Source organism: Planktothrix sp. FACHB-1355 (genome assembly GCF_014748295.1).
GTDB classification, from domain to species: Bacteria; Cyanobacteriota; Cyanobacteriia; order Cyanobacteriales; family Aerosakkonemataceae; genus Aerosakkonema; species Aerosakkonema funiforme_A.
In genome coordinates, this window is record NZ_JACJUP010000010.1 from 1 (window position 1) to 20,557 (window position 20,557).

16 protein-coding genes are annotated in these 20,557 nt (G+C 40.8%); 7 read left to right on the top strand and 9 right to left on the bottom strand.

Annotated features, from left to right (window positions below; translation table 11 throughout):
- From H6S82_RS01650 to H6S82_RS01685, 8 genes are all read right to left on the bottom strand, one after another.
- On the bottom strand, positions 1-252 hold a 252-nt coding region (locus H6S82_RS01650; protein ID WP_191055979.1), incomplete at its 3' end, for a hypothetical protein.
- Positions 253-359: 107 nt separating this feature from the next.
- Complete coding sequence (locus tag H6S82_RS01655; protein ID WP_190473981.1) at positions 360-1,100, bottom strand: hypothetical protein; 741 nt, start codon at positions 1,098-1,100, stop codon at positions 360-362.
- A gap of 73 nt (positions 1,101-1,173) precedes the next feature.
- Positions 1,174-2,208 (bottom strand): DNA polymerase III subunit delta', encoded by a 1,035-nt coding sequence (locus tag H6S82_RS01660; RefSeq protein WP_191055980.1) that lies wholly within the window; start codon positions 2,206-2,208, stop codon positions 1,174-1,176.
- Positions 2,205-3,167, bottom strand: a complete 963-nt coding sequence (gene holA / locus H6S82_RS01665; protein ID WP_191055981.1) for a DNA polymerase III subunit delta — start codon at positions 3,165-3,167, stop codon at positions 2,205-2,207. The genes H6S82_RS01660 and holA overlap by 4 nt, the downstream gene beginning before the upstream one ends.
- An 8-nt stretch (positions 3,168-3,175) precedes the next feature.
- Positions 3,176-3,634, bottom strand: coding sequence for a hypothetical protein (locus H6S82_RS01670; protein WP_191055982.1), 459 nt, complete (start codon positions 3,632-3,634; stop codon positions 3,176-3,178).
- A 6-nt stretch (positions 3,635-3,640) separates the two neighbouring features.
- Positions 3,641-4,279: a hypothetical protein gene (locus H6S82_RS01675; RefSeq protein WP_190462459.1), complete on the bottom strand. Its 639-nt coding sequence runs from the start codon at positions 4,277-4,279 to the stop codon at positions 3,641-3,643.
- Between the two features lie 152 nt (positions 4,280-4,431).
- Positions 4,432-4,974: a hypothetical protein gene (locus H6S82_RS01680; RefSeq protein ID WP_191055983.1), complete on the bottom strand. Its 543-nt coding sequence runs from the start codon at positions 4,972-4,974 to the stop codon at positions 4,432-4,434.
- A 383-nt stretch (positions 4,975-5,357) separates the two neighbouring features.
- Positions 5,358-5,837, bottom strand: coding sequence for a hypothetical protein (locus H6S82_RS01685; protein ID WP_242056765.1), 480 nt, complete (start codon positions 5,835-5,837; stop codon positions 5,358-5,360).
- Between the two features lie 225 nt (positions 5,838-6,062).
- Here H6S82_RS01685 and H6S82_RS01690 point away from each other — a divergent pair, with 225 nt between their 5' ends.
- From H6S82_RS01690 to H6S82_RS01705, 4 genes are read left to right on the top strand one after another with little or no spacing between them, the layout of a single operon-like run.
- Complete coding sequence (locus H6S82_RS01690) at positions 6,063-8,612, top strand: SEFIR domain-containing protein (protein WP_190462452.1); 2,550 nt, start codon at positions 6,063-6,065, stop codon at positions 8,610-8,612.
- On the top strand, positions 8,602-11,013 hold the full coding sequence (locus tag H6S82_RS01695) for a tetratricopeptide repeat protein (protein ID WP_190462450.1): 2,412 nt from the start codon (positions 8,602-8,604) through the stop codon (positions 11,011-11,013). Before H6S82_RS01690 ends, H6S82_RS01695 begins: the two co-directional genes overlap by 11 nt.
- A 39-nt stretch (positions 11,014-11,052) precedes the next feature.
- Complete coding sequence (locus tag H6S82_RS01700; protein ID WP_190462448.1) at positions 11,053-12,972, top strand: tetratricopeptide repeat protein; 1,920 nt, start codon at positions 11,053-11,055, stop codon at positions 12,970-12,972.
- A 33-nt stretch (positions 12,973-13,005) separates the two neighbouring features.
- Complete coding sequence (locus H6S82_RS01705) at positions 13,006-14,850, top strand: tetratricopeptide repeat protein (RefSeq protein ID WP_190462446.1); 1,845 nt, start codon at positions 13,006-13,008, stop codon at positions 14,848-14,850.
- 435 nt (positions 14,851-15,285) lie between these two features.
- Here H6S82_RS01705 and H6S82_RS01715 read toward each other — a convergent pair whose 3' ends face one another.
- Complete coding sequence (locus H6S82_RS01715) at positions 15,286-16,182, bottom strand: transposase family protein (RefSeq protein WP_190462441.1); 897 nt, start codon at positions 16,180-16,182, stop codon at positions 15,286-15,288.
- Between the two features lie 53 nt (positions 16,183-16,235).
- Here H6S82_RS01715 and H6S82_RS01720 point away from each other — a divergent pair, with 53 nt between their 5' ends.
- The 3 genes from H6S82_RS01720 (at position 16,236) to H6S82_RS01730 (ending at position 20,427) form a co-directional block, all read left to right on the top strand.
- Entirely contained in the window at positions 16,236-16,967 is a 732-nt protein-coding gene (locus H6S82_RS01720; protein ID WP_190462439.1) for a tetratricopeptide repeat protein, read from the top strand.
- A 229-nt stretch (positions 16,968-17,196) separates the two neighbouring features.
- The gene (locus H6S82_RS01725) at positions 17,197-19,209 is read left to right on the top strand and encodes a tetratricopeptide repeat protein (protein WP_190462437.1); all 2,013 of its coding nucleotides are present in this window, start codon (positions 17,197-17,199) and stop codon (positions 19,207-19,209) included.
- A 30-nt stretch (positions 19,210-19,239) separates the two neighbouring features.
- Positions 19,240-20,427 carry a tetratricopeptide repeat protein gene (locus H6S82_RS01730; protein WP_190462435.1) on the top strand — a complete coding sequence of 396 codons (1,188 nt, stop codon included), beginning with the start codon at positions 19,240-19,242 and terminating at the stop codon, positions 20,425-20,427.
- Positions 20,428-20,557: the final 130 nt, after the last annotated feature.

A 20,557-nucleotide genomic window follows, 5' to 3' on the forward strand; every position in this document is an offset into this window, starting at 1 on the left:
AAAAGTCTCGTTAGCTCGCCGACCAATTTCATTAAGAGTCAGCAGTTGACAAGCCAATTCCAAAAGCTCTTGATTATCAGCTTCAGCCAAAGTTTGATAAAGTTGAGTACGAACCAATTTAGCATCGTGAGCCTCAGTAGTCTCATCCGCTACGGCTTGCCAATAGCGCCGATTTTCTGCTAGTTCGACTACTTGAGACAAAAGCTTTTTCCGGTTAATGCGAATACCAAGAAAGCCAAGTGAAATAGACATCAGAAGTCTCCAATTTTGTCAGAATTTAAGATGCGTCAGCAAAAAAATACTTCTGACAACGAAGAAGTTGCCAGAAGTATGGAATTTCAAAGCTTTTTGACCAATAATTACAGATTATCGAGCGAAACTTTGTTAACTAAAGCAGCAACCAATTCGTGATGTTCTAACCTAGTTCGACCTTCAATCCCATATTTGTTGGCTAACTTTTTAAGCTTGGTTTTACTCAGTTTCAAAAGTTGCTGTTCTGTAGCTAGATTTGGGATAACCATCGAAGTTTTCTCAATCGATTCCACAAGCTCTAATGCGCTTTCTCCAGACTCAAAGAATTCTGGAACATCTTCCACAGATTCAACTATTTCTGGCACAGTAGTTTCTATTAAGTTATCCATTGAATTTGGTTCAGATGACTCCACAATCTCAACAGATTCTCTTATAGTAATTTTTCCAAGTTCATCCATCAAGATTTCTCCAGTTACCTCCATAGACTCAGTGGTATTATCCACCTCTGTTAGTTGAGTTTCTGCAAGCACTTGCTCTGCTTCATGCTGGCTCACTTCCTGGCGTTCTGGAAATTCCATATTTGAAGCAAACTCAGAAGTTTCCCGTGCAATGTTGCTGACTTGTGTTAGTGTAGAACCACTTAAATCAGCCTCACAAGTTTCCTGAAAATTAGCACCAGATTCTAAAATGGATAAAGCCTGTGAAGGCAATTGAGAGAAAACGATCGTAGCGTCTTGTTTGTGGATAGAAGAACGAAACTTAGCACCAGCTTGTCTTAGTTGAGAAGCCAACGTATTAAAGTTTTCGATCGGAACTTTGTGAGTAGGTAAAAGAGTTGGATGACCCATAGATATCCTTTTTTTCTTGTTTTTCGCTATTGAGAGCGCGTCAGCGAACACTTGATATTTCAAAAACCAAATATCAATCAGTCCGAATCTCTGCTAATTTCAACAGACACACTTCAAAAACCAATTGAGATTGTGCAAGACGGAGTGACTTTTTAGCATTCTCCAAAACCTCTATAATTCTCCTATCTCTTTTCATTTTCCAAAGTTGAAATTGCCAATAATCCAGTAACCATAACTGAGGAAAAAAGTCAAGCTTTTGGCTAATAGTTTTGGCAACTTGGAGAAGTTGGGAAGTAGCTTGATTAAACTCCAGAATTGATGGCACTCCAGGAACAATTTGTTCAATGTGCATTAAATAATTCCAAGCTGCGATCGCATTCCCCGGACACCCCTGCGCCATCTCAATAATCTCAGGATATGCTAAAATCTGAGAATACCCCATCCTCTCCAATACCTGACACATTTCCTGTTGACCCAAATTTCTAAAAGGAATCACACAACAACGGGAACGGATGGTAGGTAAAATAGACTCAGAATTAGCAGCAATCAAAATCAGAGTAGCATTTCCCGGTTCCTCTAGAGTCTTCAACAGAGCATTAGCAGCCGTCGATGCGATCGAATTTACCCCCTCTATCACCACAACTTGTCGGGATGCTGATAGAGGAGGATAAGCCAAGAAATTAGCAATCTCTCGAACTTGCTCAATGCGAACAACTGGCGGCTGTTTGAACGTAAGTTCAAGGGAAGCAGCAGTAGAAGCATCGATTAATTTCCCAGAGTGTAAAAATGTCGGTTCTACCCATAGAACGTCTGGATGTGTACCCGCCTCAATATGTAACGCACATTTACTTGCTGTTTCTGTAGGTAAGGGATGACACAAGCAAGCTTGGATAAAGCACTTAGCAGTAAGGCGTTTACCCACACCATCAGAACCGACAAACAGAAAAGCATTTGGTACTCTGTTAGTAGCGATCGCCTTTTGCAGCAGCTTAATAGCCGTTGATTGACCAACAATCTCATCAAAGAATGGTTCAAAAGTAGCTCTCTCTGGTATACCAGTAGTATCTGTAGGGTCGCCAGGGTCGGGGAAAAATTGTAAAATGCTCATGCAGTGCAAAGAGAAATAATGTGGCTAGTAAAAAGTGACTCAGTAGCACCAAGTTTTGCTAGAATTTCCAACTCTAACAATTGGTACAGAACTTGCTTTAATCTGCTAATGGAAATCGCGCTAATTTCTTGTTTCAGATAGTAGACACGGTTGGGATTTCCAACACCTGCTGCTGTTGCGATCGTATAATTATCTAAGACCCCCTCAGCTACCATAGCCTTCACAATTAACCAAGTACGAAATGAGGTAGTGAGAGTAGCAACAATCTTGACAATTGACTCATTTTGTGATAAAAGCGTAGTAAAAACTTGAGTAGCTGTAGAGACATCTTTCACACAAATAGCTTTGGCGAGTTGGAGAGTATTAGTGGTAGCAATGCTAACCAAGCTTTTCATAAGGTAAACCTCAACCTCAGAGTCTACCGCCACCAAGCTAAGTTTCTCCAACTCATTAAACAAGAGCCTAGTATTATTACCCACTGAAACTGCTAAGAGATTAGCTGCTTCATCGGATATCGAGATAGACAACTCCCTGGAAACTTCTTTAACTCTGTTGGTTAGCTTTTGAGTATCCCAAGCCGGGATGAGGGAAAACTCTTTGACTTGAGCATACTGAGAAATTAACTTAGTAAACTTGAGGCGGTTGTCTAATTTTGATTTGCTGGTTAGCAATAGATGATTACTGTCTGGTATATTTACCAGAGTACGTGACAGTTGCTCAATTTTAGTTTCATCAATTGCTTTGAACTCTCCCAAATTGGATAGAAGCACCAAGCGTCCACCTTCGCCCATTGGTGGAGTTAAAATGTCATTACGAGCGGCTCTAAAGTTGTCTTCTCCAAACTGATAACGGGAGAAATTGAATATTTGCCACTCTGGATGAACAACGGTGTCACGTAATAAATTAATACTACGTTCGATGAGATAGTCGTCATCACCCCAATAAATGTAAATAGGCATGGTGATTCTCAGTTAAATGGTGAAATCGGTACAGTTTTGATAATCCACATCCAAGAATCTAGTTTGATTTCTGGAGACGTTTTTTGGATTTCAATGTACAGCCTATCCGAATATGGAATTGTACTGGTCTGGAAGTTAATCCCAGTCATTTGAACAACTTCTAGCGATATTTGATTGAGCTTTCCCACATCTATGCTGGCAATAACTAGCTGTAATGAATTGTCAGAAGTTGGTAGTATTTCTCCCACTCTTCCCCAAGGAAATTCCATTGGGAGGTCGCCAATAGTTGGCAGGAGTAATGGCACCTCATTAACCTTAAAGTTTTTGGCTAACCACTTTCCATCCAAAGGAGAATCTTTTGATAATCTTAGAGGTTGCGGTTCGACAGGACGAATTAAGAAACCAGGTTCCTTGGCTAATTTATCAACTTCCCAATTAGCCAGGTATAAAATTGAATTATTGTTCATTCAAAGTCAAAAAAGCGTATATTGTAGTGGTCGATTTTCTGTGTCAGGCGGCGATTTTTGAGAGGTTGTGGCTGAGGGAAGAGGTTTCTTACCCCATCCTCGTCCTTTCGCGGCTTCTACAACTTTTCTTCGGATATCTCTCGCTAACTGCTCAAAATCCGACTTAATCGACTCAAATTTAACTGGTCTATCTTCCCCAAGCAGTTGCCATAAAGAAGTTTTTTGAAGTCGCTGATGTTTGGAAAAAACTTCATTCCCCGCCCACAAATAAACGTTGACCCAATCAGAATGTAAAGGTGCCTCCATCGTAGCAGGATACATACAAGCGAGGACTTCTGCTGGCGTTGCTAGCACACCAATTTCACCTGTTTCATGTTCTTGGAAAATTCGCTCCAATCTGTCTAGATAAACGGCTTCTATCAGCCATTTGGGTAACGTTTCCATCCAAAGAGATTGATGCACAATTACTGGCCCAGCTAACCAGCGAACGTGAGGGATAGAAAATTGAGCTATTTCTAACATCGTGGCAATCACTTCTTTGTTAGCTCCATTTTCCAGCAGCAGATTCGTCATCTTTTTAAAAGAATCTGGAACTGGTTCAATTTGGGAAGACAATTCAAATAGGGAGGGGTGTGGATTTGACATTATTGTTTATGCCTGATGTTGCTAATATTTGGCGCGTCAGCGCCGCCATAAATCAACCAAAATTTAGGGAAAATGAATGGGTTCTTACATTCAACGATTGCCAGCATTTAGTAAAAAAAAGACCCGGAATAACCGGGTCTAATCGTGGCAACTTAAGCGACTAATTGAATTTGTCGGATTAGTGAGGAAATCGGACTATTTTTACTAGGCGTAGTTAGCCCATACTTGATTAGTAAATTGTGGTGAATCTGCAAGAGCCATTGAGTTTTTGGTAGAGCAATTCCACTGCCAACAAATCCTTTGAAACAGATAAAATCTCCGTTTCTATCAGGTTTAGGAGCGATGCGTGCTGACCAAAGGTTTCTCGATATGCAAAGTTCCACATAGCGAATGTCTGCATCCAGCTTATAGGCTAAGGCAATGCTATGGGCAGAAGTGGGTAGTTCGGTACAATTCAATCGGAAAGCATGAACGCCGCCAAATGTATCGTAGATAGCCCAAAGTTCTTCAGGATTTTCGTGGCAAAGTTGTTTGAGATTTTGGTAAACTTCGCCGCGATGTGGCGTATCCCAATCGAGCATGATAAAATTATTGAATCTGATGGATTTAATGCCAGCTACAGTAGCAACGCAAAATCCATATTTCTTCAAAGAGTCGGTCTGCTTTTGGTCAAGAGAAAACCTTTTAGAGTACATTAGCAACCAGGGAATTCATCAATCCCAATGGCGGCGTCAGCGCATTTTTATGTATGAGTTAATATCCTTTTGTAAGGGCTTTAAAATTACTCAAAATATTGGTATGCGTAGTCAATTTGACACTCTCAGTATAACAAGAGAAATCACCGCTCAGTATTGATAAACTAATCTTTTGTGTAGGTTGAAAATTATTTACAACAAATAGATTAATTTACTTAAAAGCTTGTAAATCTTTTATAAAAAAATAAGTATTTTTGTTTCAAGTTGGAAGTAAATTATTTTGAGATTTACGATTGGACAGCACTCAGAAACTAACGACCCTCTGCTAGATCCGCATAAATAACAATCTCTACTCCTAAAATTAACAGTAATATGATATCAACCTACCAAAGAATGTGAATAGTGACCGGAAATTGTGTTACTAGAAATCGGAAAGCTACTAATGCAATTACACCGGAGAAAACAAAAGTAATCTCATCAATAATTAACTGTTCTATTTTGCGTCGTTTTCGTCGTCGATCGCTTCTGTGTACTATTTCCCAGCCGAAAATTGATTCGATATCTGTATGACCAGTTTGCTCTTTAATTTTTTCAACTAAATTCAGGCGAATATATCTACCGAGCGCCGAAATTTTTTCATCGTTGACAAGATAAGTCCAACCAAGAATCAGACAAACCCAAGGAATAACAAGCAGTGCATAATAATTAGTTGTATTGGCGAGCGCGAAAGAAATAACTGCACCAAAAGCCCCTAAAGTTACGTAAAGAAGGTTGTCGCGAAAACCAATTCGTTGGGTTTGCTCATCCTTTAGTTTTTCGTATTCCTTGAGATACACTTCCAGCATTTGTTGCTTGTCATTCATAGTCTTTCCTAGTGTATAAAGTTGGTATGTTACCGTGGCCGATCGCTAGCACAGGCCATCTAACCAGGTGCTGGCTTAGGCGCGATCGCCTAAACATAGTCTAATTCCTGGAGTAGCTAAAATGTCTAGGAAACTAATCAACTGCTAAAAGGCAGAAATCCGCTAGGCGAATACCAACAAAACAGCCAAAATGTAGAAATAGCCACTTAAACCAGAGGTGAACAAATGCCCTGCGCGGTGATACTGACTGCTATTCCCGTCGAGTATATCGCTGTTCGCGCCCATCTGAGCGACCTGCGAGAGGAAATGCACCCCCAGGGAACGATTTATGAGCGAGGAAAATTTTTCGCTAACGGTAAGTCGTGGGAGGTTGGAATTGTGGAGGTGGGTGCGGGCAATGCTGGGGCAGCAGTGGAGGCGGAGAGGGCGATCGCCTATTTCAATCCCAGTGTCATACTCTTTGTGGGAGTGGCTGGAGGGATCAAGGATGTAGCCATTGGCGATGTGGTAGCCGCGACCAAAGTCTATGGTTACGAGTCTGGCAAGGCAAAACAGAAATTTCAACCCAGACCCGATTTAGGGCTATCTACGTACAGATTGATCCAGCGAGCGAAGGCTGAGTCGAAAAAATCGGATTGGCTGCAAAGGCTGACATCTGCTGTACCCGATTCAAACCCTCGCGTATTCGTTGCGCCGATTGCCGCCGGGGAAAAAGTGATTGCTTCAAGCAAGTCTGATGTTTTTAAGTTTATCCAGTTAAACTATGGTGATGCGATCGCTGTGGAGATGGAGGGACGAGGATTGCTACAAGCGGCTCATGCTAATCACCAAGTATCGGCACTGGTTATCCGTGGGATTTCGGATCTGATTGATGGTAAGAGTGAAGCCGATGCGGGTGGTTCTCAAGAAATGGCGGTTCGCAATGCCAGTGCGTTTGCTTTTGAAATTCTGGCCAAGCTTCAGATTGAAGAGGCGGGTAAGGCATCTTCCCAGCAATCTACTCTGCCACTCGTTCTACCTAAATCTGCCCAAACCATGAGTTCTGACTCTACACCTCCAAAAGTTTTTATCAGCTACAGTCATGACTCCCAAGAACACAAGGATCGGATTTTGGAACTTGCCGATCGCTTTCGCGAGGATGGCATTGACTGCAATATTGACCAATATGAAGATTCTCCTGCTGAAGGATGGCAGCGCTGGATGCTGAACCAGGTTGAGGCGGCAGATTTTGTGCTGGTTGTCTGTACGGAACAGTACGATCGGCGATTTCGGGGCCATGAAGAAGTGGGAAAGGGTAAGGGCGTAACCTGGGAGGGTGGGGTAATTATTCAAGAACTCTACGATGCTCAAGGGAAAAACTCAAAGTTCATCCCTGTCACTTTTACTCCCCAGGACACTGACTTTATTCCCAGTCCTTTACGCGCTGCAACTAACTATAGGCTGAATAGCACAGATGAGTATGAACGGCTTTACCGTCGTCTGACTAATCAACCTAGAACCCGCAAACCGGATCTGGGTAAATTACAAACTTTAGCCCCGCGCGATCGCAAACAGGTTTTTCCAGCTATTTCAGATGATTCACCAGCCTCTAATTCTCGCCCACTCAACTTCTTTGCGCTTGATGATACTTGGGTTGGTCGGGAAAGTCTAATTCAGGATTTGAGTCCTCGAATTCGATCCTCCTGTCGATTATTAATACTTGTGGGGATTACAGGGATTGGGAAAACGGCTTTAGGGGAAAGATTAGCAGTTGAGTTATCAGACTGGTTTGAGGGAGATTGGAGTAAGTTTCACGAAGAGAATTTTGAGAACGAACAACAATCTAATGATTTTGCTAGCGTAGCGGCGAGGTGGCTGGAGAAGTGGGGCGAACTGATTACGCCGGAAGACCGCAAAGATACTCAGCGCCTGCTATATCGGTTGGTGAGACATTTAAAAGAAAATCGCTATTTGGTTCAACTTGATTCTTTAGAGAACATTCTACAGGGGAATGAAGAAGAGGGATGGAGTGATTTCAAAGATGAGTGGTGGGTGCAATTTTTTGAAAGTTTGCTAGTAGCAGATTCTTGTGAAAGCTGTATCATCCTAACTTCGCAAGATTTACCCGCTCAAATCCCAACACTAGGAACGAGGTATCAAAATTTTTGGTATTGCCAGCCTCTGAGCGGTCTGGAAGAACCAGAACGGTTGCGATTGTTCGATAAAACAGGATTAGATGTTGGTACAGAGTCAACAGGTAAACCATATTTAGAAAGAATTGGGTGTGCTTATGAGGGACATCCTTTAGCATTGCGGGTGATTGCTGGAGAAATTATAAATCAGCCTTTTGATGGTAATGTTTTGGCTTACTGGAATCAGCATGGACGGGAAGTAGAAGAGGTTGAGAAGGCAATTGAGGAAGCGAAAACTAAGGGAATAACAGCATCAGCCGATGATAAGTTCAACCTGCATCGATACACGCGCAACTTACGAAGGAATGTGCGAGTTAGACTAGAAAAGACGTTTAATCGGTTGCAAAAAGATGTTCGCTATGGCTATATATTGCTGTGCGAAGCTTCCGTGTACCGCTGTCCAGTACCGGAGGATTTTTGGCTCTCGCATCTGGAGGATTGGGATCGGGATGAAGATGAACAGCAGGTAGCGTTGGATGCGTTGCGCGATCGCTTTTTAGTGGAAGAAGTCGTTGAGAGCGATCGATGCTTACTCAGACAGCACAATTTAATTAGGAGTGTGTCGCTTGAACATTTAAAACAACTGGATGACAATGACGAATAATCTTGGCGAGTTTGACGATGAAAAACAACAGGCTCACCAAAGAATTAACATTACACCCCCTGGAGAGTCTGTACTAGCAGAGCTTGGTATTGATATAGCAACACTGAACTCTATCAACCCGCTTTGGAAACGCACTCAATACAGAGCTGTTATCCAATGGCTATTGAAGTACAAACCTTTGCAATCAGCAACCAAGTTAGAGCAAGTTAGAGGTTACTTAGAAGCTGTTTACCATCTTAGGGAGGCAGAATCTTGGGCAGAAGCATATACAGTTATTATGACTCGCCTCAATACTCCTACAAAAGAAGAATTGCATAATCAACTGAATACCTGGGGTTACTATCGAGAACAGATTGAGCTTTATGAAACAGTTTTATCCAAGGTTAATCCCATTACAGATGCAATTTGTTTAAATGGTTTGGGCGACGTATATCTGGCTAAAGGCCGACTCAGTGAAGCAACTGATTACTATTCGCAAAGTGTAGAAATTGCACATAAAGTTTCAGCATATCGACTAGAAGGAATTGCCATCGGAGGTTTAGGCAATGCCTATCTGGCTATGGGAAATCGTAACCAAGCTATAGAGTATTATCAAAAGCAATTGAAGATTTCTCAAGAGCTTGGCGAGCGATGGATAGAAGTAATAGCACTAATTGGGCTTGGAAATAGCTTTAACTTTATAGGGGAGTTTAAAAAAGCTACTAGATATTATCTGCAAAGTCAAGAAATTGCTATAAAAGTAGAGCATAAAAGAGGTAGAAGAATTGCTCTAGCTGGACTGGGAAATATTCAAACTGCTATCGGACAGTATGAAATAGCTATTGAATATTACAATCAAGAACTGGAAATTGCCAAAGAGATTGGCGAAATAGCTGGTGAGGGAGATGCGCTATGGAGTCTGGGAACTGCCTATTACTTGATGAAAGATTACCTCACCGCACTAAAATATTATCAGCAGTCTCTAGAAATAGCAGTAGAACTTGGAGATGCAAAAGGAAAAGCTAAAAGAATGGGAAGTATAGGAGTTATCAACCATAGTTTAGAAAGATATAAATCTGCAATTGAATATCATCAACATTTTTTAATAATTAGTCGTGATATTGGAGATCAACTAGGAGAAGGAGAAGCTTTAACTAATTGGGGAATAACTCATAGGGAATTAAGAGAATATTCTGAATCTCTAGAAAAATTGTACGAAGCGCTGAAAATTTTTAGAAAAATTGAAAATCCCATTGAAGAGGCACGAGTTCTCAAAAGTTTAGCAGAGGTTCATCAAACTTTAGATAGGCGGAATGAAGCCATTATTTTTGTAGATATGGCTTTAACGATTACAAATAAAATAAAAACTCCCTTAGCAGAAGTATGTCATAAATTAAAAAACGATTTACTGCAATATAAACCTGTGGATAGCTCTCAGTCATTAAATGAATTTTTAATCAATCAAATTCAAGAACAAAATAATTTATTAAGGTTTTTTACAACACAAATACAGAGAGATACACAACAGGTTATTGAAGCTGAAGTCATTTCAAACTCACCAGATTCTCAAGATGAACAAGAATATCGGATTGAGGAGCAGTCTTGGTATGCTCCAAACCTTCCCGAAAGTCAAGAAATTGATGAAAACCTATGTGAGTCAATGAAAAAGGAAATTGATGCCGTTATTATTACCGCAACAGATGTGGAATTGAGATCTGTCACACACCTACTAAAACCTTATCCCAGAAGAAAGAAAATTTTACTGGTCTACTCAGGTCCAGAAACTTACTATCTGGGAAAATTCGGCGCGTACAATACTGTTGTTACTAAGTGTCGGATGGGAGCAATCGGTGAAGGTTCGGTTATCTTAGCAACTGAACAAGCTCAACGTCTCTGGAATCCCAAAGCAATTATCATGGTTGGTATAGCCTTTGGTAAAGATCTGACTAAGCAAAAGATAGGGGATGTGTTAGTTGCATCACAAATTATCTCTTACGAACAGCAGCGTGTTGGAGAAGAGATAATTTATCGCGGTAGTATTCCACCAAGTAACACAATATTGCTGAATCGTTTTGAAAACGTTCAAAATTGGCAGTTTGCTCGTCCAGACGGCTCATATTGTAGCCTCATTGTCGGTTCTATTCTATCCGGGGAAAAGTTAGTTGACAATCCAGATTTTAAAGCCACTCTATTTCAGCAGTTTCCGCAAGCAGTGGGAGGAGAAATGGAAGGGGCGGGGCTTTGTGCAGCATCAGGGCGCGTAGGTACAGCATGGATTTTAGTCAAGTCTATTTGCGACTGGGGAGATGGAAAAAAACACAAAAAGCATCAACCCTTAGCGGCTGCGGCTGCGGCTTCGCTGGTGCATCATGTGTTGTCTCAAAAAACTGCCATGAATGGAATAAAAAAATTGATTAACTGAATAGATAAAAAAAATTATAAAAACCCTTGAGGTTACATAATGAGTACACAGAGTGAGTTAGAAGAGCAAGACCAAGAAACTTTAGAGAACTTTCGTATCACACCTTCCGGTGAATCCATACTGGCACAGTTGGGTATCGAACCAACTACTATCAAAACTATCAAACCAGCTTGGAAACGCAACAAATACAGGGCTGTAGTCAACTGGTTAAGGAAATATAAACACGGATTTGATGTTACTAACATTGAAAAAATTAAGGGTTTAGTGGAAGCATTTTACCATCTTTGTGAAGTAGAAGCTTGGAAAGAAGCAAGCGAAATTCTTTTTATCCAACTTCTTACTTCCACCCAAGATGAGTTACACAATCAATTAAGCATTTGGGGATACCACAGCCAACGAACTGAACTTTACCACAAAATCTTAGACAGATTAGAACCTAACTCAAACAGCATTATTGTTAATGGTCTAGGTAATTCCTGTATTGCTTTGGGAAACTATACTAAAGCGCTGGAGTATTACAATCGCAGTTTGGCTCTCGATCGAGAGATTGGCGATCGCCAAGGAGAAGGTTCAGCTTTGGAAAATATTGGAGCGGTTTATTTTCAGTTGGGAGATTATGCTAAAACAATTGAGTATCAGCAACAACATTTAGCGATCGCAAAGGAAATCGGCGATCGTACAGGAGTTGGGCAAGCTCTGTTAAATTTAGGACTAACTGCTCATGCTTTGGGAGAATATACCCAGGCAATTAATAATTATGAGCAAAGTTTAGTAATTGCACGAGAGACAGGTGACAGTTATTTGGCAGGACAGGCTTTAGGGAATTTGGGACTTGCTTATTATGACTTGGCAGACTATGGCAATGCTATTGAATGTCATTTACAAAGTTTAGCTCTTGCACAAAAGAGGGAAGATTTATCAGCAGAAGGACATTGTTTTGGTAACTTAGCACTAGCTTATGATGCTTTAGGAGCTTATGTTAAAGCGATTGAGTATCTAGAAGTAAGTTTGGTAGTTGCACGAGAAACTGGAGAACGTTTAGTAGAAGCCAGCGCATTAACGAACATAGGTTATGCTTACGAAGCTCTGGGAAAATATGCTCAGGCAATAAAATTTCACACCCAGAGTTTAGCAATAGCTCAAGAAATTGGTGACCGCTTGGGAGAAGCGAGTGCTTTGGAAGGTATAGGCAATATTTATAAATATCAAAGAAAATATCAAAGAGCAATTTCTTACTACAAGCAAAGCCTAACCATAGCTAAAGAAATTGGAGACAAAAAAGGGGAGGCTACATCTTTAGGAAACCTAGGTGTTGTTTACAATGATTTGGAGAAGCATCAAAAAGCAATTAAGTACCATCAGCAACGGTTGAAGATCGCACGAGAAATAGGAGATAGACAAGGTGAAGGACAAGCTTTGGGAAATATCGGCAATACTTACGATGCTCTCGGCGACTTGACACGCGCAATTGATTACCAGCAACAAAGCTTGGCGATCGCCCAAGAAATCGGAGATAGAAAAGGAGAATCAGAAGCTCTCGGAAATCTTGGTAATGCTTATTATGCCCTGAACAACTACGCACAAAGTATGGAATATCATCAACAGTGTTTAGCACTCGCCGAAGAAATTAATGACTTATGGACTCAGGGTGCAACGCTAGGAAATCTGGCAAGCGTTTATGCGGATATGGGAGACTATGGCACAGCCATTGATTACAATCAGCAGTGTTTATCCATCGCCAAAGAAACTAGAGATCCTGAAGTTGAAGGCATTGCTCTTTGTAACTTAGGAGCTTGTCTGCTAAAACTGGAACGTTACTCGGAAGCTCTAGAATCTCTACAGGCAGCTATCAAGATTTTCAAAAAGATTGGGAATCATTCTGCTCGGGTTGAAGCCTTGAATAGATTAAAAGAACTTCATCAGAAATTAGGTCATCAAAAATTAGACGATGATGAGTAATTTGACAAACAACTTCTCATTAGGTGCTAAAGAATGGCGCGACTAATACGCTCTACCGATTCAGTTTTAGCAGAACTTGGTATCGCTCCAGCCGATCTGAAATCTATTAAACCCCGTTGGAAACGAACCCAATACAGAGCGATCGTGAATTGGTTAACCAAATACCAGCCTCCTTCTTCCGCCTCCCATTTGGAGATGGTGCGGGCATATCTCGAAACTTGCTATCACCTGTTCCAACTTGAAGACTGGGAAAAGGCAGATCGAATATTAATGATTCCTGTTGCTGGTTTAACAGATGAAGATCTAGACGATGCCCTGGGAACTTGGGGTGCATACTCTGAACAAATTAATTTGTATCACAAGCTTGTAGGTAAACTAAATTTCCAAAGAAATATCTCTCTAACAAATGGTTTAGGTTATGCTTACGACACGATTGGGCAATTTCAAACAGCTATTCATTACTATCATATTGCTCTGGAAGAATCTCAAAAACTAGGTCAAATCAAACTGCAAAGCAGAACCCTATCCAATCTTGGCAGTACCTACACCAGCCTTGGGGATTACCAGAGTGCTACTTCAGTTCTTAATGAAGCTTTAGAAATTGCTCGCAGCCAGCAAGATGAATACCTTCAGAGTGCTGTACTCAATAATCTAGGTGACGTTTATTTAAAAAGGAGCGAGTACGATCAAGCACTTGATTATTATCAACAGGATTGGTTGATTGTCGAGCGTATTGGAGATAGTAAGGGCAAAATTACGTGTCTTAACAATTTAGGAAATGTCAATAACTATCTATGTAATTATGAAACAGCGATCAACTATTACCAGCAAGCTTTAGAACTCGCGGTCGAGTTTTCTTACCCAAGAGAACAAATGCGTGCGTTAAGCGGTTTAGGAGATGTTTTCCTCACCCAGGGAAATCCTGAACAATCTTTACACCAACAACAGGAAGCATTGGCAATCGCAAAAAAATTGGGCGATCAACCGAATGAAGGAACTATTTTAGGCAGTATTGGCAATATTTATTACAGCATCGGTGAACATCATCAAGCAATTTCATTTTATCATAAGGCTCTCAACCTCGCTCGTAGCTTGGGAGATGTGGGTACTGAAACAACAGCACTGGCTGCTCTGGGAAAAGCGCATCGTGCGCTACAAGAAATTAAGCAATCTGAGTATTTCTACCAAACAGCATTAGGGCTGGCACAAGAGAGTGGCGACTCTAATTCAGAAGCCACAGCAATTCTTGGGCTAGGCAATGTTGCTTTTCACAAAAAGCACTACGAAATTGCTATTCAGCGTTTGAAACAGGGTTTGAAAATCGCCCGTCGAATTGGCGATTTGGGTAACCAGGCTGCTGCCCTTGGCACAATTGGTAACTGCTACATTCGCCTCAAACAGGTGGCACGAGCCATTCGCTATTTCCATGCCAGCGTCAATTTAGCCCGTAAAGTAGGAGATGTGGAAAACGAAAATGAAGCTCTCATCAGTCTGGGAAGTGCTTACACTGCTTTGGGAGATGTAGATAAAGGTATTGATTATTTTCACCAAAGTTTTATCCGTTCCCAGGAAATTGGTGCCGAGGACTCGGTAGGGTATGCCCTCTACAACCTCGCCGTGAGCTATGCTCACATTCATGACTGGCAACAAGCACTCCTGCATATTTTACGGAGCCTTGCTATTTTCGATCGCCTTCAACTGCCAGATGCCCAAGATGCTGTCAACATGGTCTGGAGACTTATCCAAAGTACAGAATTGGATGTTCAAGATATTGAAGCGGCATTAGCTCAGATTGCCGAGTTAGATGGCGACTCCGTTGCAGAACAAATAGCTACCTGCTTAGCTGAAACAGATTCGGAAGTGATTGATGCCAGCTAGCAAACCCAGTTAGTCATTTTCTATAAAATCGAATATTATATGTTTTTTTACAATCAAGGCTTGTTTGCTTAATAAAATCCTTAATATAGTATCTTGTATTGTGCAATAACGAACGCAATAATTAGTTAAATTTATGGATAAAAATGCTCAGCTAAATATTCAAGAGAGACTGGTTTCACAAAAAGTGAGTATTATACCTTCCGGCGAGTCAGTTTTGGCTGAACTTGGGATTGAACAAACTACTTTAAAGCTTATTAGACATCTCCAAAAACTGCCAAAGCCTTTCTAATATTGGTTTTTGACTACCTGCCCCCTAAAGGGCAGGTAGTCAAAAACCAACGGTTACATAAGGCTTTGACAGTGTTGCAGTCAAAATGTGGTAGATTTTTTAGGTAGTCTTATTCCATATTCAAATCCAAATGTTAGGCTTTTTAGCTATGCGAGAACTATTGCACCTATCCGCCATCTAATTAATCCGCATACAGCCAGAATTACTGGTTCATAAGTTGTAGATTTTAACCGGAATCTTTCGGCTGATATTCGGAAAGTTTTCACCAGTCTAATTAAGTGTTCTACTACCACTCTAGTTCGGGCTTTTTTTTGATTATCTTGTTTTTGTTCAACTGTTATACCTTTACTTCTAGTTTTCTTATGAGGTGTGTCAATCGCTGGTTCTCCTACATAAGCTTTATCTCCTTGAAACTTTTGATTATCACTTAACTCTCTGGCTCGTTCTCGCCAGATTTTTATGTCGCTGGTTGCCCCAGGTTTTCCTACTACTACATCCACTATCTCTTTGCCTGTAGGCATCACGATGAATTGGTTTTTAAATGTATGGTTTTTCTTCTTCCCGGAGTAATACTTTTTTTGTTCTTGGTATTCTGTTGGTCTTTCCCTTGGCTGCTCGCAGCTATCCACTATTAACTCAAATTGACTTAATATTTCTTCAATCCATGCCCACTCTGAGCCGTTTTTTTTTACTTGTTCCACTAAGGACGCTGGCAGCAGTTCTCTCAATATTTCCAGCCAGTAATGAAATATATAATTGGCGGCTGATTCGCTGATGCCAAACTGAACTCCTAACATCTGGAATGTCGGCAAGTGATGTAGGTATACTAATGTTAGGAGAATCTGGTCTGTTAAGTTTAATTTAGCTTGTCTTCCACCGCCAGCTTTGATTATTCTTGTTTTCTTTTGTTCGATTGCTTTTGGTTTTTGATTATGTAAACTCTCCGCTTGCCTGATTAACTCAATTAACCGTTCATAGTCTAAACCCACTAATCTTTGGGATTCGGATGGATGCTTCTCTATGTACTCTCTTAGTTGACTCATCTTTGGCAAAGTAAAACTCCATTTTACCATCCGCGATCGCATTCTTCGTTTCTATGTTGGAGATGTCTATTACCCCTAAATGGAAACGCACTCAATACAGAGCGGTCATCAACTGGCTGACCAAATACAAACCTCAGCCAGATTCACCTATATTAGAACAATTACGCGGGTGTCTAGAAGCATTTCACCACCTGTGCGCCGTTGATGCCTGGGAAAAAGCTGCTAACTTAATTAGGAGAGGAGTACCTGTTACAACTTCGACGGTTCCCCTAAATAGTTATGAAGATATTTATTTAGAGGAAGCACTGCACAATCAACTCGGTGATTTTAGCTACTACCGAGAACAAATAGATTTGTGCGGCAAACTTATAGGAAAAGTTAATAATGAAGTTGATGCCTACACCCTCAGTAATTTAGGCAATACTTATACCTGTTTGAAGCAATACGAAACGGCAATTGAATACCACAAACAAAGCTTAGGAATTGCTGCCGGAATTGGCGATAAATGGGCGGCGGCAGCAGCAATACATAATTTAAGCGATGCTTATCGCTTGCTCAAACAGTTCGATTTAGCAGCATTATTAGGAATGCGAAGTTTGTATATTTTTGCCTGTATACAATCCCCTGAAATGGAAACAGCCATGATGACTCTCAGTAAAATAGCACTGGAAATTGGCATAGAGGAGTATGCCGAAATAATAGAGGAGCAACTACAAGTCATTAAGCAAGAAGAGGGCGGTGAACAGGCAGTAGTAGGGTTAAGGCAATTACTTTTTGAGACTTGATTGACAAAAGCTTGGGAATGCTTGCGTGTAGCACCGGAAATCTTTAGAGAAATTTGCAAGGTTCTTAGGGAGACGCTCGTTCGTTACAATCTAGCAGAGCTTTTTTATCAAATGGGCGAATTGGATTTCGCTGTTTCTGATTCCAATCGCGCTCTATCTATTGTTGCAGAGTTAGGCATACCCTTACAACAAGACTGTAGGGAGTTAAAAAAAGAAGTGAAGTACACTCATGAGTAGCCTTAATAAGTTTGTTAATGGAGAGCAAGAGATTATCCAGAAGGTTGACATCATACCCCCCGGTGAGTCAGTTCTGATGGCGCTTGCCATCGACCCCTCTACCCTGAAATCTATCAAGCCACCTACTAAACGTACCCATTATCGAGCAGTAATTAACTGGCTCACAAAATATAAACCTCTGCTGTCTACTACTAATCTAGAACAAGTAAAAAGTTGCATAGAAGCCTTTCACCACCTCTGCGAAATAGAAGCTTGGGAAAAAGCTAGCCAACTTCTATTTATTCATCTCAGTACACCCACAAAAGAGCAACTACACAATCAACTTTATACCTGGGGATACTATCGAGAACCGCTTGAATTATACAAGCGAATTCTTCACAAGCTCAATTCTCGAATAGACGCTATCATTTTCAATAATTTCGGTAACTCTTATCTTACCTTTGGGGATTTAGATAAAGCAATCGAATACTACGATCGGAGTTTAGCCATCGCTCAACAGATTGGTGATTCCTTGATAGAAAGTCAGTGTTTAGGAAATCTAGGACTAGCTTATCGAGGTAAGGGTAACTCAGGTAAAGCTATAGATTATCACCAACGCAGCCTAGCCATCGCTCAACAAATAGCAAATCGCCAACAAGAGGCAGGATGCTTGAAAAATTTGGGGGAAGCTTACTTCGATTTGGTAAACTATACGCAAGCGAGAAGCTGTTTTGAACAAGCATTGAATCTAGACCAAGAAGTTGGCGATCTCCAACAAGAATGTCAAGCTTTGGAAAGTTTAGGACGGCTATATTTACTCCTTAACAAGCCAAATAAAGCCATTGAGCATTATCACAGAAGTTTAGCGCTTGCGCGGCAAATCGGCGCTCGTCAAGATGAAGAAGTAGCTTTGGGAAGTTTGGGTAATGTTCATATACTTTTAGAACAGTATCCCCAAGCAGTTCAGTATTTAGAAGAAAGCCTAACGATTGCTAAAGAAATCGGTTCTCGTCGGGGTCAGGAAAGCAATCTGGAAGCTCTGGGGAGTGCTTACCATCAACAAGGAGACTACGATCGAGCGATTACCTGTTATCAAGATAGTCTCAAAATGGCGCGACAAGTCCAAGACCGATTTTGGGAAAGCCGAGCCCTTAGAAGTATTGGAAACCTGTACTCAATTACAGAAAACTATCACAGTGCTATCGAATGTTATCAACAAAGTTTAAAAATTGCCGAGCAAGTTCAAGACCGTCCTGGTGAGGAAGCTGCTTTAGCCTATCTGGGAACATTATATGCAGAGTTAGATGAATCCGTTCTGGCGATCGAGTGTTTTCAGCAGACTTTGGCGATTTCACGGGAACTCAATGACCTTCAGGCACAAGGAGAGTATCTCGAAGATTTAGGTGAAGCCTACTATGCGCTGGAAGACTATGCCGCTGCTATTAATTACTTTGAACAGAGTTTGGCAATTAGACGGGAAATTAGCGATCGCCAGGGACAAGCAGAAGTTTTATGTAACTTGGGTCTAGCTTACGAAGCGATCGAGGAATATACTCAAGCAATCGATTGTTACGAAGAGAGTTTAGCTATAGCCCAGGAAATTGACGATTCCTTGCTCGAAGCTGATGCGCTCTCAAATCTGGGTGATGCTAACTACGCTTCAGAAAACTATACCAAGGCCGTTGAATGCTACCAACAGAGCCTGCCATTGAAGCAAAAACTCCAAGATATTCAGGGTGAAGCGATCGCTTTGGGAAACTTGGGGGCTGCATACTACGCTCTGGGGGATAACACTAACGCGCTCGATTACCAACAGCAAAGTCTCGCAATTTCCAGGGAAATCGAAGACCTTCACCTGCAAGCAACCACTCTCTGTAATATGGGATCGACACTGACAGAACTGGAGCGGTATTCAGAAGCTCGTGATGCTTTGCAGACAGCGCTAAAGATTTGTCGAAAAATTGGCGCTCATTCTACAATGGATGAGGTGCTGCTGAGGTTGGTCAATTTGCCTCATCAGTATTAATTATAAACAATAAAAAACTTTATTGATAACATGGATAATCTTAATAGTTTAAATTTTGAAAAACGGCTAGAGTTAGAAGCAGTATATCTTAAACCCTCTAACGAATTCGTTCTAAAATATCTCGGAATCGAGCCACAAGCTCTAAGATATATCAAATCATCTTTGAAGCGATCTCATTACAGGGCTGTAATCAACTGGCTTATAAAATACCAACCTCAGCCCAATGCTTCCAACCTGGAAAAAGTGAAAGGTTACTTGGAAGCCTTTCACCATCTTTTTGAAACATCAGCTTGGAATCAAGCTTTAAAAATTGTGACTATTAATATTATGAATTATGGAAATAACCAGCTTCATAACCAACTTTTTGATTGGGGCTATTATAGAGAAATAGCAGCATTTTATCAAAGATTTTTGGATTATTTAGAAAACTTAGCTCCTTACTATAAAACCATTTTATTATATGGTATGGGTAAAGTGCATTATGCCTTGGGATATCTGACAAAGGCGATTAATTGTTATCAACAAGCGTTAGAGCTTGCACGTACACTTCCCGATAATCAGCAGGAAGGAGCAATTTTGAATGGTTTAGGTCTTGTTTACTTTTCTTTAGGTAACTATACTCAAGCTATTAATTGCTATGAACAAGATTTAGCGATCGCGTGGAAAAATGACAACCGTCAAGGACAAGCTGCTGCACTTAACAACTTGGGACTTGTGTTTTGCAAACAAGAAAAATTCTGCAAAGCAATTAAGTACCAAAAGGAGAGCTTGAGAATTTCACGCCAAAGCCCCGATCATTCTGCGGAAGGAAGAGCATTGGGAAGCTTGGCACAAGCTTACAGTGGTTGTAAAAAGTACGATCGAGCTATTGAATACCATCAACAACATCTAACTATTATGCGGCGAATAGAAAATCGCGCAGGTGAAGCAGAGGCATTATGTAATTTGGGAATTACCATAGCAACAGTTAAGGAAGTAGAATTCAACCAAGCATTAAAGACTGAAGATTATTCAGAAGCATTAAAGTACCTTCACGAAGCGCTGAAAATTTCTAGAGAAATCGGTATACGTTTAACTGAAGCTAATGTTCTGTTAAATCTTACAGTGATTTATCAAAGGTTAGGTGAGAGAAATTTGGTTTTTAAATATTGCCAACAGGCTTTGAGTATTACCAGTGAATTGGGTATACCACTTGAATCCCTAAAACACTTGGGATAGCTCTATTTAAAATACTACTTTTTCTTGGTCAGTCCCTAGTCCCAAATTGTCAATTGACTAAAATCCATAGCGTGACAATTTAGGCTCTAGAATGTGGGCAGGAACGCTATTAACTCGAACATTTATGAAT